This window comes from Streptomyces sp. NPDC004111, from assembly GCF_042874215.1.
In the GTDB taxonomy this organism is placed as follows: Bacteria; Actinomycetota; Actinomycetes; order Streptomycetales; family Streptomycetaceae; genus Streptomyces.
Map to the genome: position 1 here is coordinate 511,420 of NZ_JBIAMU010000004.1, position 13,499 is coordinate 524,918.

A 13,499-nucleotide genomic window follows, 5' to 3' on the forward strand; every position below is an offset into this window, starting at 1 on the left:
GGCGGCCGGGACTGCGGGACTGACGGTCTGAAACCGGCTGCCGGGGGCGGCGGTCCGCGCCGCAGGGCGGCATGTCCGGCCTCGCCCGGACGCGCCCGCAGCGCCCCGCGCGCGTGCGGGCGCTGCGGCGGGGGCGTGCGGGGTACGTCGTCGCCTCGTCGCCTCGTCGCCTCGTCGCGGCGGTACGGCACCCGGGCCCCGCGAGGCTCCGTGGCCCCGTACGTCCCGCTAGTCCTGCCCGTACCGGGGGTCGACCGACTCGGGGGTCAGCCCGAGCAGCTCCGCGACCTGCTCCACCACGACCTCGTGCACCAGCATCGCCCGCTCGTCGCGGCTCTTGGTGCGGATCTCCACGGGCCGCCGGTAGACCACCACGCGCGCCGGGCGGTCGCCCTCGGGCGGGATCACCCCACCGAGCGGCACCGGCTCGTCCGACCACTCCTCGGAGCCGTCCGCACCGCCCGTGCGGGGGACGTCGATCACCAGGAAGTCGACCTCGGCCAGCTGCGGCAGGCGCCGCTCCAGCCGTTCCACGGAGTCCTTCACGAGGTCGCCGAACACCTCCGCCCTGCTGGCCGAGAGCGGCACCTGCGGCGGGGCCACCGGGCCGCGCATGCCGCGGCCGTGGCGGTCGCGCCTGCGCGGCCGGGGTCCCGGGGGGTGCGGGTCGGCGGGCTGCGGGCCTGCGGAGTGCGGCCCGGGGGATCGGTACGGTCCGGAGCTGTCCATCACTGACGCAGCGTAGCCCTCCGGGGAGCGCGGCGAACCCGCTCCCGGCAGGCCCCGCCCACCGTCGGCCACCTGTCGCCGAATGATCATTTCAGCCAAGTCGGGGCTGGATATCGCCCTGTTAACGAGCATCACACCTGAGTCAGTTGGCGTCTTTGGCGACGTTCGTGACCGAAGTGCCGAGGGTGGTGGTTCGGCCGGCCGCGTCTCCACGCAGGTCAGACCGGCCGCCGCCGAGCCGCCCGCGGCAGCGGCCGTGGGGCGACACGGGGGAGTGACGTCGGGGGAGAGTCGTCGCGGCCCGTTCAAGAGTGCGGTACCGTCCAACGTCGTGAGCCCTGTACGTCGCTGTTCGCGCACCGCGTGCGGCCGCCCTGCTGTCGCGACACTGACGTACGTCTACGCGGACTCGACCGCAGTCCTCGGTCCGCTCGCCACCTACGCCGAGCCCCACTGCTACGACCTGTGCGCCGAGCACTCGGATCGGCTGACCGCCCCACGTGGCTGGGAGGTGGTCCGCCTCACCGATGCCTCCGCACCGGCCCGCCCCAGCGGTGACGACCTCGAAGCCCTGGCCAACGCCGTCCGCGAGGCCGCCAGGCCGCACGACGTGCCCGCGGACTCCGACGCCTCCAGCGCGCGCACCACGAATCCCGCCGCCCGGCGGGGCCATCTGAGGGTGCTCCGCTCGCCCGAGTAGCGGCGCCCGCCGGACAGCGTCCCCGAGGGGCCGGTTCCCGGCCGGTGACACCCCCTGCGAAGAGCGACGCTCTTCACACGGTCCGAACACGGTCCGAAGGGTCCGAAGAACCCCCGTACGGGTAGTTTGGTGGCCCCAACAGGACTTTCAGGAGGGGTGGCCGTGGCTGCTGATCTGTCGCAGATCGTCAAGGCGTACGACATTCGTGGAGTGGTCCCCGAGCAGTGGGACGAGCCCCTCGCGGAGCTGTTCGGAGCCGCCTTCGTACAGGTCACGGGTGCGGACGCGATCGCCGTCGGCCACGACATGCGCCCCTCCTCCCCGGGGCTGGCCCGCGCCTTCGGACGTGGTGCCGCCGCCCTCGGCGCGGACGTCACCGAGATCGGCCTCTGCTCGACGGACCAGCTGTACTACGCGTCGGGCGCGCTGGACCTGCCGGGCGCGATGTTCACCGCCTCGCACAACCCGGCCCAGTACAACGGCATCAAGCTGTGCCGCGCGGGCGCCGCCCCGATCGGCCAGGACACCGGCCTCGCGGAGATCCGGGCGCTGGTCGAGGAGTGGTCGCGGACCGGTGCCCCCGCCCCGGCGGCCACCCCGGGAACGCTGACGCGGCGCGACACGTTGACCGACTACGCGGCCCACCTGCTCTCCCTCGTCGACCTCTCCTCGATCCGCCCCCTGAAGGTCGTCGTCGACGCGGGCAACGGCATGGGCGGGCACACGGTGCCCACCGTGTTCGCCCCGCTGCCGGTCACCCTCGTCCCGATGTACTTCGAGCTCGACGGCACCTTCCCCAACCACGAGGCCAATCCGCTCGACCCGAAGAACCTCGTCGACCTCCAGGCCCGTGTGGTGGCCGAGGGCGCCGACCTCGGGCTGGCCTTCGACGGGGACGCCGACCGCTGCTTCGTGGTCGACGAGCGCGGCCGGGGCGTCTCCCCGTCCGCCGTCACGGCCCTGGTCGCCGCCCGTGAACTGGCCCGCAACGGCGGCAGCGGCACGATCATCCACAACCTGATCACCTCCTGGTCGGTCCCCGAGGTGGTCCGCGAACACGGCGGCACCCCGGTCCGCACCCGGGTCGGCCACTCCTTCATCAAGCAGGAGATGGCCAACTCCGGCGCGATCTTCGGCGGCGAGCACTCCGCGCACTACTACTTCAAGGACTTCTGGAACGCGGACACCGGCATGCTCGCCGCCCTCCACGTCCTCGCCGCGCTGGGCGGCCAGAAGGGCACCCTCTCCGCACTGGTCTCCTCCTACGACCGCTACGCGGGCTCCGGAGAGATCAACTCCACCGTCGCCGACCAGGCCGCCGGCACCGCCAAGGTCTCCGCCGCGTACGAGGGCCTCGACGGGGTCACCCTCGACCACCTCGACGGACTGACCGTCTCGTCCGCCGACTGGTGGTTCAACCTCCGCCCCTCGAACACGGAGCCGCTGCTGCGCCTCAACGTGGAGGCCCGCGACGAACCCACCATGCAAAAACTCCGAAACGAAGTCCTCACCCTCCTCCACCCCTAACCCCCCGCCGTCCCCTTGGGCGGCGGGGCCGCCCCCCGGGGGCGGAACGGGCGGGCAAGGGGGCGGCCCCCGGCGGAGCCGCACCCACCCGGCCTCGCTCGGCCCCCGCCCCCAACCGCTCCGGCGGAGCCGAACCCCCCGCCCCGGACGCCCCCGCCTGACCCGCACACCCCCGCCCCACACCCCCCTCACCCGCCCCCACCCCAGCGGTACGCTGACCAGGCCAGAACCAATACCCGTCCACCCTCCCGCGCCCCCGCGCGCACCCCCCGAAAGGACCCCCATGCCTCTCGAAGCCGGCCTCCTGGAGATCCTCGCCTGCCCGGCGTGCCACGCCCCCCTCACGGACGAGACTGCAGCCGCCACCCCGCAACTGACCTGCACCAGCAAGGACTGCGGCCTGGCCTACCCGGTACGCGACGGCATCCCCGTCCTCCTCGTGGACGAAGCCCGCCGCCCCTCCTGACCCAGCCCCACCGGCACCAGCCCCACCCCGCACCACCAGCCCCACCCAGCACCAGCACCCGCAGCCCCAGCACCCGCACCACCAGCCACCCCCCCCCCGGCCCAAGTCCCAATCCGCACCCGCGCCCCACCACCCGCGCAAGGCGATCGGAGGCTTCACCCCATGCTCGACGAGTCGCTGCTCGACGCTCCGGAAGCACTGGCCCGTGCCGACCACCGCGGCCTCCTCCGCGGCGCGGCCGAGGCCGGAGCCCGGGTACGCACCGCCGCCCGGTACGCCACCGAGGCCGGCCTCTCCGAGCTCAAGCCGGAGGGCCGCCCCCGCGCCGTCCTGATCGCCGGACCGGGCGCCGCCGCCGCGGGCGTCGCCGACCTGCTGGGCACCCTCGCCGGTGCCGCCTGCCCGGTGACCCGCCTGCACCCGACCGGGGTCGCCCCCGCCGCGGGCGCCCTGCGCTGGACACTGCCCGGCTGGGCCGGCTCCGTGGACCTCCTCCTGATCGTGACGACGGACGGCGCCGAACCCGGCCTCGCCCTCCTCGCCGAACAGGCCTACCGCCGCGGCTGCTCCGTCGTCGCGGTCGCCCCGGGACGCTCCCCGCTGAACGAGTCCGTCAACGGGGTGCACGGCATGGTCGTGCCGATGGCCACCGCCCCGTACGAGGAGTACGACCAGGGCACCGCCGCGGGCCCCGGCGCCCTGTGGGCACTGCTCACCCCGCTCCTGGTCCTCCTCGACCGCGTCGGCCTCCTCTCCGCGCCCACCGACACCCTGCAACTCGTCGCCGACCGCCTCGACCACACCGCCGAGCGCTGCGGCCCCGCCCTGGTGACGTACAGCAACCCGGCCAAGACCCTCGCCGCGGAACTCGCCGACTCCCTCCCGCTGGTGTGGACGGAAGGCACCGTCGCGGGCCCGGTCGGCCGCCGGTTCGCCACCGTGCTCGCCGAACTCTCCGGCCGCCCCGCCCTCGCCGCCGAGCTGCCCGAAGCGCTGCCCGCCCACGGCATGCTGCTCGCCGGCACCTACGCCGCCGGAGCCGACCCGGACGACTTCTTCCGCGACCGCGTCGACGAACCGCAGGCCCTGCGCGCCCGGGTGGTCCTGCTGCGCGACCGCCCCACCGGCGGCCTCTCCGCGGCACCCGCCGCCCGCGAACTGGCCCTCGGCCACGACACGGCCCTCAGCGAACTCGAACCCGAGGAAGGCAGCGAGCTGGAGAGCCTCGCCGAACTCCTCGCCGTCACCGACTTCGCCGCCGCGTACCTCTCCCTGGCCGCCTCGGCCGTTCCCCCTTCCTGACCCTTTCGCACCACCCCTCGGAAAACCACGCACTGCCCCGGCCCACCGGCGTCACCACCCCGGCGCCCCAGGGCCCCCGGACCGGAAAGAGCCACCATGGACCGCCTCGCCAACACCGTGCGCCCCTACGCCTGGGGTTCCGTGACCGCCATCCCGGAACTCCTCGGCACCGAGCCCACGGGCGAACCGCAGGCCGAGATGTGGATGGGCGCCCACCCCGGCGCACCCTCCCGCATCACCCGCGCGCAGCCGGGCCGGACCACGGAGCCCCAGCCGCTCTCCGACGTCATCGCGGCGTCCCCCGAGACGGAACTCGGCCAGGCGGCGGTGGAGAAGTTCGGCCCCCGGCTGCCGTTCCTCCTGAAGCTGCTCGCCGCCGGAGCACCGCTCTCGCTCCAGGTGCACCCGAACCTCGCCCAGGCGCAGGAGGGATACGCCGACGAGGAACGACGCCAGGTCCCGATCGACGCCCCGCACCGCAACTACAAGGACGCCAACCACAAGCCCGAACTGATCTGCGCGCTCACCGAGTTCAACGGTCTGTGCGGCTTCCGGGTTCCCGCCGAGACGGCCGACGTCCTCGAATCCCTCGGTGTCGACTCCCTCAAGCCGTACGTCGACCTGCTGCGCGCCCGCCCCGAGGAAGCGGCACTCCGCGAGGTCCTCACCGCCGTCCTGACCGCCGACCCCGCCGAGATGGCCGCCACGGTCACCGAGACCGCCGCGGCGGCCGGCCGCCTGGCCGCCGACCCGGACACCGCACCCCGCGCGGCGGCCTCGTACGCGATGTACGCCTCCCTCGCCCACCACTACCCGGGCGACCCCGGCGTCATCGCCGCGATGCTCTTCAACCACGTACAACTCCAGCCCGGCGAGGCCCTTTTCCTCGGCGCCGGAGTGCCGCACGCCTACCTCGACGGCCTGGGCGTGGAGATCATGTCCAACTCCGACAACGTGCTCCGCTGCGGTCTCACCCCCAAGCACGTCGACGTCCCCGAACTCCTGCGCATCGTCCGCTTCGAGGCCACCGACCCCGGCATCATGCGCCCCGAGGCGTCGCCCGAGGGCGAGGAGCTCTACCAGACCCCGATCGACGAGTTCCGGCTCTCCCGGTACGTCCTGGCGGAGGACGCGGCTCCGGTCACCCTTCCGGACGGCGCCCCGCAGATCCTGCTGTGCACCGCGGGCACGCCCCGCGCGGGTGACATCACCCTCGCTCCCGGCCGGTCCGTCTTCGTACCGGCGGGCGAAAAGGCCGAACTGTCCGGTCCGGGCGCCGTTTTCCGCGCCACTGTGGTGGTCTGACGCACCACGGCTCTCGTGCGCCGCGGCAAGCTGCAACAATGTGCGGCCGTACCCCGCGGCGCTCGGGCCGCAGCATCCAGGACATCCAGGAAGGACCCTGCACCCATGAGCGCGTCAGGCGGAACCAAGGCGATCGTGGCGGCACTCGCCGCCAACCTCGCGATCGCGGTGGCCAAGTTCGTGGCCTTCCTCTTCAGCGGCTCGTCCTCGATGCTCGCCGAGAGCGTCCACTCGGTCGCCGACTCCGGAAACCAGGGCCTGCTCCTCCTCGGCGGCAAGAAGGCCCAGCGCGAAGCCACCCCGCAGCACCCGTTCGGCTACGGCCGCGAGCGCTACATCTACGCCTTCCTCGTCTCCATCGTGCTCTTCACCGTCGGTGGCATGTTCGCCATCTACGAGGGCTACGAGAAGATCCACAACCCGCACGAGATCGAGGCCTGGTACTGGCCGGTCGGCGTCCTCGTCTTCGCGATCATCGCCGAGGGCTTCTCCTTCCGCACGGCGATCAAGGAGTCCAACCAGACCCGCGGCAACCAGTCCTGGAAGGACTTTATCCGCCGCGCCAAGGCCCCCGAGCTCCCCGTCGTTCTCCTGGAGGACTTCGGCGCCCTGGTCGGTCTGGTCCTCGCCCTCGGCGGCGTCGGCATGGCCCTGGCCACCGGCAACGGCGTCTGGGACGGCATCGGCACCCTCTGCATCGGCATCCTGCTGATCGTCATCGCGATCGTCCTGGCCGCCGAGACCAAGTCCCTGCTGCTGGGCGAGGCCGCGGGCACCGAGGCCGTCGACCAGATCAAGAACGCCATCGTCGACGGCGACACCGTCACCGGCATCATCCACATGCGCACGCTCCACCTCGGCCCCGAGGAACTCCTCGTCGCCGCCAAGATCGCCGTCCAGCACGACGACACGGCCGCCGAGGTGGCCGCCGCGATCAACGCCGCCGAGGAGCGCATCCGGGCCGCGGTCCCGATCGCCCGGGTCATCTACCTGGAGCCGGACATCTTCAACGAAGCCGCCGCAGCGGCGGGCGAGAACCCGGGCCGCCCCAAGGACGGACCCGCCACCGAGTCCGCCCACTGACCCGCGGGCCCGCACGGCCTCCACGCCGGCGGCGCCCGTACGTCCGACGCGGCTGTACGTCCGCCACGGCCACGCACCACCGAAGGCCCCCGCCCACCGGGCGGGGGCCTTCCGCACTCCCCGCCCACCTGCTCCCCTCGCGCCCTCTCCCTTCCCTTCCCTGCCCGTGACGGGCCCGGCGACACGCGGCCGGAAATCAGGACGCGATCACCGGGCACCCCACCCCGGACGGAAAAATTTTCAGCCCCGGCCCAGGGGCCGCGAACGAACCCCCGCCCCGCTCCCGACCAGCGACATGTCCCCTCCCCAGCCCCGCGCACCAGGGCCGGCCGGGCCGCGCGATGTCCCAATGGAAATGAATTGCCCATACCCGCCACGCCAATTCCGGCCAGGATCACACCCGGGGTGGGCTGGGGACCGCTGGGCCGATCGGTGTAGGTTCGTAACCTAGCCAGACGTCGCTGCTGATGGCGGTCGGGCGGTCCACGGACCGGCCGAGGGAGAGAGGGCCTCCGACGGACTGCGCTGCGAGTGCTCGGGCATTCGTGTGCCCGCCGCCGCAGATCAGCCGCAACCACCTCGAACCACCTCACGAGGAGCAGCACTTCATGACGACTGTCGCCACCGGCCAGGACTTCAAGGTCGCCGACCTCTCCCTCGCCGCTTTCGGCCGCAAGGAGATCACGCTCGCCGAGCACGAGATGCCCGGCCTGATGTCGATCCGCAAGGAGTACGCCGCCGCGCAGCCGCTGGCCGGCGCCCGTATCACCGGCTCCCTGCACATGACCGTGCAGACCGCCGTGCTCATCGAGACCCTGGTCGCCCTCGGCGCCGACGTCCGCTGGGCCTCCTGCAACATCTTCTCCACCCAGGACCACGCCGCCGCCGCCATCGCGGTCGGCCCCAACGGCACCCCCGAGGCCCCGCAGGGCGTCCCGGTCTTCGCCTGGAAGGGCGAGACGCTGGAGGAGTACTGGTGGTGCACGGAGCAGGCGCTGACCTGGCCGAACACCCCCACCGGCGGCCCGAACATGATCCTGGACGACGGTGGCGACGCCACCCTCCTCGTCCACAAGGGCGTCGAGTTCGAGAAGGCGGGTGCCGCCCCGGACCCGTCGACCGCGGACTCCGAGGAGTACGCCCACATCCTCACGCTCCTCAACCGCACCCTCGGTGAGAGCCCGCAGAAGTGGACCCAGCTCGCCTCGGAGATCCGCGGCGTGACCGAGGAGACCACCACCGGCGTCCACCGCCTGTACGAGATGCACCGGGACCAGACCCTCCTGTTCCCCGCGATCAACGTGAACGACGCCGTGACCAAGTCGAAGTTCGACAACAAGTACGGCTGCCGCCACTCGCTGATCGACGGCATCAACCGCGCCACCGACGTCCTCATCGGCGGCAAGGTCGCGGTCGTCTTCGGCTACGGCGACGTCGGCAAGGGTTGCGCGGAGTCGCTGCGCGGCCAGGGCGCCCGAGTGATCGTCACAGAGATCGACCCCATCTGCGCCCTCCAGGCCGCGATGGACGGTTACCAGGTCTCGACGCTGGACGACGTCGTCGGCATCGCCGACATCTTCGTCACCACGACGGGCAACAAGGACATCATCATGGCCTCCGACATGGCCAAGATGAAGCACCAGGCCATCGTGGGCAACATCGGTCACTTCGACAACGAGATCGACATGGCCGGTCTCGCGAAGATCGACGGCATCGTGAAGGACGAGGTGAAGCCGCAGGTCCACACGTGGACGTTCCCGGACGGCAAGGTCCTGATCGTCCTGTCCGAGGGCCGCCTGCTCAACCTGGGCAACGCGACGGGTCACCCGTCCTTCGTGATGTCGAACTCCTTCGCGGACCAGACGCTGGCCCAGATCGAGCTATTCACGAAGCCGGAGGAGTACCCGACCGACGTCTACGTGCTGCCCAAGCACCTGGACGAGAAGGTCGCCCGCCTCCACCTGGACGCGCTCGGCGTCAAGCTCACGACGCTCCGCAAGGAGCAGGCCGACTACATCGGCGTCAAGGTCGAGGGCCCGTACAAGCCGGACCACTACCGCTACTGAGCCACCGGCACCACGCCACCAGGCAGCAGCGGAAAGCTCCACCGACAGCTCCACCCGCGCCCAGTGACCGCAGCGGTATCGCTCCGGCTATCACCCGGCCCGGCCACCGGCTGTCACGCAGGCCCCCGGACCACGCTCCGGGGGCCTGCCCCGTGCCCGGCCCAGAAAGACCCGAGGACCCCATGCCCCGCGGCCGCTATTCGCTCCACGACACCCACGACCACACCCCTCTCGGCGAAGAACACTTCCACTGCGCCCCGGGCCCCTCCGGCTGGCGCTACGTCTCCCAGACCACCACCCCCTCCGGCGACCACGCCGGTTCCGTCGACCTCGCCCTCGACGACCTCGGCCGCCCCGTCCGACTCGAACTCCACGCGTCGAGCTGGCAGGTACGGGGCGCCGCCATCGACGGCGTCACCTGGGTCCGTACCGACCCGACCGGCGAACACGCCACCGAGGGCAATGTCCGCGCCCACGCCTTCACCGGCACCTCCCCGGCGTTCCTGATCGCCACCGCCCGGCTCCTGCGCCTCACCCCCGCTTCCCCCGCCACCCGCGTCCGCCTCGTCGCCTTCACCGACCCGGTCCTGGCACCACGCACGATCGACCAGTCCTGGTCCTTGCTGAAAAGCGAAGCACACGCCACTGACAACGGGCCGCTGCTGGTGGACGAGTACCAGGTCAACGCCCTGGACACCGGGGAGCAGCACCAGATCCACATCGCGGGCGACGTCGTCCTCTCGGCCCCGGGAATCGAGCTGGAAGCCCTGGAGACCCCACCATCGGTCTTCCCCACAGCCCCCGAAGACACCGCGTTCTGAAACCAAGCGCCCCGGAACCCACCACCACACCACCCGCCCCGAACGAAACCCACCCCACCCACCCGCGAAACCGCCCTCTCCTTCTCCCCAGCCGCACGCCCAACCGCAGCCGCACGCGACACCCACGCCCGGCACCAGGCACCCATCACGGGCCAGGGGGCCCGCGCCCGAGCGGCGGAGAGACCCCATCCGACAGCCGCAGCCGCAGCTGCAGCCGCACGCCGACGACAGCGCCCGGCACCGGGTGCCCGGCACAGGACCAGGCCCGCGCCTGAGCGTCGGAGACCCCATCCGGTCAGCCGTAGCTGCAGCCGTACGTCGGCGACTCCGCCCAGCACCGGGCGCCCAGCACGGCGCAGGGTCCGCGCCCGAGCAGCAGAGACCCATCCGGTCAGCGCAGCGGTACGAGCGCGAGCAGCCGTACGCCAACGACCGCGCCCGCCCCCCCCCAGGCGCCCGGCAAGCCCCAGGAACCCGCGCCCGACCAGGGGCGGCTCGCATTCGGTCAGCGCCGCCGCGGTCCTCCGCCCCGTACCTGCACAACGCAACCCTTCCGTCGCGGCCCACGCACGTATGAACAACGCAGCCGACAAAGGCAGCTATCCGACCCTGCCCCGAGGACCCGCTCCGGACCGCCCCTATGCAGGCGGAGCAAACCCCGTCGCCGGCGGCCTCTCCGCCTCCTGCCCGCCACTCACGCCCGCCACTGGGGGAGAAGACACGACTCCCGGACCACCACTCCCCGCCCCACCAGACGCATCCGCCCGCCCTGCCACCTCCGGAGGCCCCGGCGCGACAAACGCCGGACCCCCCGCCACCCCACCGACCCGCTCGCCCTGCCCCGCACCCGCAGCCCCGGAACCCCCGACAGCTCCCGAAGCCGAAGCCCAAGGGGAAGCGGAAGCCGAGGGCGCAGCCGCTGCCGCCGCCTGGAACGCCCGCCTGGAGTCCCGTGCCTGCCGCTCGTGGACCACAGCCGCCAGGTACGCGGCCGCAGGTACCCCGGGAGGCACCGGTACCCCGGTGAAGCCGGCCAGATCTCCGGCCAGCCGCCCGGCCATGGCCCCGCCGACCTGCGGATCCAGCTGCCGCATCCGCGTCAGGTACTGCCGTACCGCCAGCCACAGACCGTCCGGCACCCGCGACAGGTCCAGCCCGGCGAAGCGTCCGACGAGCCAGGGCGGCGGAGGCGGCACGGCGTCCGTCCGCCCGGTAGACACCCGCTCCCGCACCACGAGAGTCCCCGCGAACACGTCTCCGATCCGCCGGCCACGTTCGGACACCAGCGAAGCGACGCAGGCCATGACCCCGAGCGTCATCAAAATCTCGACGACCCCGACCGCACCTCGCACCAGCGCGTGCCGGAACCGGATCGGCCCTCCGTCGTCCCGCACCACCCGCAGTCCGCAGGCCAGCTTCCCGAGCGACCGCCCGCGTGTGATCGTCTCGACCGCGATCGGTGCCCCCACGAGCACCAGCAGGAACGAAGCCACCATCACGGCCGCCGCCGCAGCGGAGTCCAGCGAAGCGGTGGCCAGCGCCAAGCCCAGGGTGATGCCGATGTACGCGGCACCCACCACGGCAAGATCGATCAGAATCGCCAGGGCCCGGCTCGGCAACCGCGCCGGCCGCACTCCCAGCACGACCGCATCGCCCGTCACGAACTCACTCACCGGTGCCCACCTCTCGCAGCCCTTCCCCACCCCTGAATTCCTCAGTCTGCCAAGCTGACCCCCAGCGCGCGCAGTGCTGTGCCTTCCCGCCGGACCCGGAACCAGTGCCTGGAGCAGCAGCCGACCATGGACCTCGACGTCTTCGTGACCGCCCACCACGCCGAGTGGGACCGCCTCGACCAACTCCTGGGCCGGGGCCGCCGTCTCACCGGCGCCGAGATCGACGAACTGGTCACCCTCTACCAGCGCACCTCGACGCACCTCTCCCTGCTGCGGTCCACTACCCCGGACCCCACCCTCATAGCCCGCCTCACCCAACTCGTGGCCAGGGCACGCGCCTTCGTCACAGGCACCCGCCGTGCCTCCTGGCGCGACGCGGCCCGCTTCCTGACCTCGGGTTTCCCCGCCGCCGTCTACCAGTCGCGCCGCTGGTGGATCCCCACCGCCCTGCTCTCCATCGCCCTGGCCGCGGTGATCGGCTGGTGGATCTCCACCCACCCCGAGGTCCAGGCCTCCGTCGGAGCCCCCGCCGACCTCCGCGAGATGACCCGCCCCGGCGGCCAGTACGAGACGTACTACTCCAGCCACCCCGCAGCGTCATTCGCCGCCCAGGTCTGGACGAACAACGCGCAGGCCGCAGCAATGTGCCTCGTCCTGGGCGCGTTCCTGTGCGTCCCCGTCCTGTGGATCCTGTTCCTCAACATGCTCAACCTCGGCGTGGGCCTGGGCCTGATGTCCTCCGCCGGCCGCCTGGACACCTTCCTCGGCCTGCTTATCCCGCACGGCCTCCTGGAACTCACCGCCGTCTTCGTCGCCGCCGGTACGGGCCTTCGCCTCGGCTGGACCCTCATCGACCCGGGCCCGCGCACCCGCAGAGCCGCCATGGCACAGGAGAGCAGAGCCGCCCTGGGCATGGCCCTGGGCCTCGCACTCGTCCTCTTCGTCTCCGGCGTCATCGAAGGCTTCGTCACCCCCTCGGGCCTCCCCACCTGGGCCCGCATCACCATCGGCATCGCGGCGGAGATCGCCTTCCTGTTGTACGTCTACGTCTGCGGCGGTCGAGCGTCCCGAGCAGGCGAACGGGGCGACGTGGAGCTCGCCGACCGCAACACCGAGCTGCCCACCGCCGCGTGATGTGCAAAGCACCCCCGTGACCTGCTAATCTCCTCAGCACCCCCGAAAAACCATTGACTTGGTTCGAAGGGGGAGGTAGATTCGAACGGTTGCCTTGAGTTGGACAAGCTCGACGGCAGCCAGCTAGAGTCTCCCTCGCTCTCCTGGAATATCAATTCCACCGAGAGCCCCCCGATTCCCTTTCAGAATCACCCAAGCCGATTAGCTCGGCCGAAATGCTTCTGATAGAGTCGGAATCGCCGGAAAGGGAAAACGCGAAAGCGAAGAACCTGGAAAGCACCGAGGAAATCGGCACCGGAAACGGTCTGATAGAGTCGGAAACGCAACAACACAAAAGAAACACCGAACGAAAACGTCCGGAGGAAAGCCCGCAGGGGTGAGTACGAAGGAAGCGTCCGTTCCTTGAGAACTCAACAGCGTGCCAAAAGTCAACGCCAGATATGTTGATACCCCGGCCACTTCGGTGGTTGGTGGTTCCTTTGAAAAGACCCACACGGCCCTCCGGGGTGCGGGTGGGCAGCACTAGCGAGGACGCAGTGAACAACCGGCCTTATTCCGGCCGTGGTTGTTCCGCTCTTCCGATGTGTTTCACCCGATCACGGGTAAACATTCACGGAGAGTTTGATCCTGGCTCAGGACGAACGCTGGCGGCGTGCTTAACACATGCAAGTCGAACGATGAACCCGCTTCGGT

The 13,499-nt window shown here is 71.5% G+C and carries 12 protein-coding genes and 1 rRNA gene; 11 read left to right on the forward strand and 2 right to left on the reverse strand.

The window, feature by feature from the left end:
• Nucleotides 1–228: 228 nt before the first annotated feature.
• Nucleotides 229–615: a metallopeptidase family protein gene (locus ACFYVL_RS11935; RefSeq protein ID WP_389243370.1), complete on the reverse strand. Its 387-nt coding sequence runs from the start codon at nt 613–615 to the stop codon at nt 229–231.
• Nucleotides 616–1,003: 388 nt separating this feature from the next.
• Here ACFYVL_RS11935 and ACFYVL_RS11940 point away from each other — a divergent pair, with 388 nt between their 5' ends.
• From ACFYVL_RS11940 to ACFYVL_RS11975, 8 genes are all read left to right on the forward strand, one after another.
• A complete protein-coding gene (locus tag ACFYVL_RS11940; RefSeq protein WP_389243372.1) occupies nt 1,004–1,429 on the forward strand; it encodes a DUF3499 domain-containing protein in 426 nt (141 codons plus the stop codon).
• A gap of 162 nt (nt 1,430–1,591) precedes the next feature.
• Complete coding sequence (locus tag ACFYVL_RS11945) at nt 1,592–2,956, forward strand: phosphomannomutase/phosphoglucomutase (RefSeq protein ID WP_389243374.1); 1,365 nt, start codon at nt 1,592–1,594, stop codon at nt 2,954–2,956.
• A 283-nt stretch (nt 2,957–3,239) separates the two neighbouring features.
• Nucleotides 3,240–3,422 (forward strand): Trm112 family protein, encoded by a 183-nt coding sequence (locus ACFYVL_RS11950; protein ID WP_389243376.1) that lies wholly within the window; start codon nt 3,240–3,242, stop codon nt 3,420–3,422.
• Nucleotides 3,423–3,584: 162 nt separating this feature from the next.
• On the forward strand, nt 3,585–4,724 hold the full coding sequence (locus ACFYVL_RS11955) for an SIS domain-containing protein (RefSeq protein WP_389243377.1): 1,140 nt from the start codon (nt 3,585–3,587) through the stop codon (nt 4,722–4,724).
• A gap of 96 nt (nt 4,725–4,820) precedes the next feature.
• Nucleotides 4,821–6,029, forward strand: a complete 1,209-nt coding sequence (manA, locus tag ACFYVL_RS11960) for a mannose-6-phosphate isomerase, class I (protein WP_389243379.1) — start codon at nt 4,821–4,823, stop codon at nt 6,027–6,029.
• A 105-nt stretch (nt 6,030–6,134) separates the two neighbouring features.
• On the forward strand, nt 6,135–7,112 hold the full coding sequence (locus ACFYVL_RS11965; protein WP_389243381.1) for a cation diffusion facilitator family transporter: 978 nt from the start codon (nt 6,135–6,137) through the stop codon (nt 7,110–7,112).
• A gap of 608 nt (nt 7,113–7,720) precedes the next feature.
• On the forward strand, nt 7,721–9,178 hold the full coding sequence (ahcY, locus tag ACFYVL_RS11970) for an adenosylhomocysteinase (protein WP_389243383.1): 1,458 nt from the start codon (nt 7,721–7,723) through the stop codon (nt 9,176–9,178).
• Between the two features lie 182 nt (nt 9,179–9,360).
• Nucleotides 9,361–9,999, forward strand: coding sequence for a hypothetical protein (locus ACFYVL_RS11975; RefSeq protein WP_389243385.1), 639 nt, complete (start codon nt 9,361–9,363; stop codon nt 9,997–9,999).
• A gap of 638 nt (nt 10,000–10,637) precedes the next feature.
• On the opposite strand, the gene ACFYVL_RS11980 is transcribed toward ACFYVL_RS11975, so the two are convergent.
• Nucleotides 10,638–11,672 (reverse strand): RDD family protein, encoded by a 1,035-nt coding sequence (locus ACFYVL_RS11980; protein ID WP_389243386.1) that lies wholly within the window; start codon nt 11,670–11,672, stop codon nt 10,638–10,640.
• Nucleotides 11,673–11,798: 126 nt separating this feature from the next.
• Here ACFYVL_RS11980 and ACFYVL_RS11985 point away from each other — a divergent pair, with 126 nt between their 5' ends.
• The 3 genes from ACFYVL_RS11985 to ACFYVL_RS11995 all read left to right on the forward strand — a co-directional run.
• Entirely contained in the window at nt 11,799–12,806 is a 1,008-nt protein-coding gene (locus ACFYVL_RS11985) for a stage II sporulation protein M (RefSeq protein WP_389243388.1), read from the forward strand.
• A gap of 215 nt (nt 12,807–13,021) precedes the next feature.
• Nucleotides 13,022–13,186, forward strand: coding sequence for a hypothetical protein (locus tag ACFYVL_RS11990; protein WP_389243390.1), 165 nt, complete (start codon nt 13,022–13,024; stop codon nt 13,184–13,186).
• Nucleotides 13,187–13,415: 229 nt separating this feature from the next.
• Nucleotides 13,416–13,499: ribosomal RNA gene (locus ACFYVL_RS11995) — 16S ribosomal RNA — on the forward strand; the annotation flags it as partial.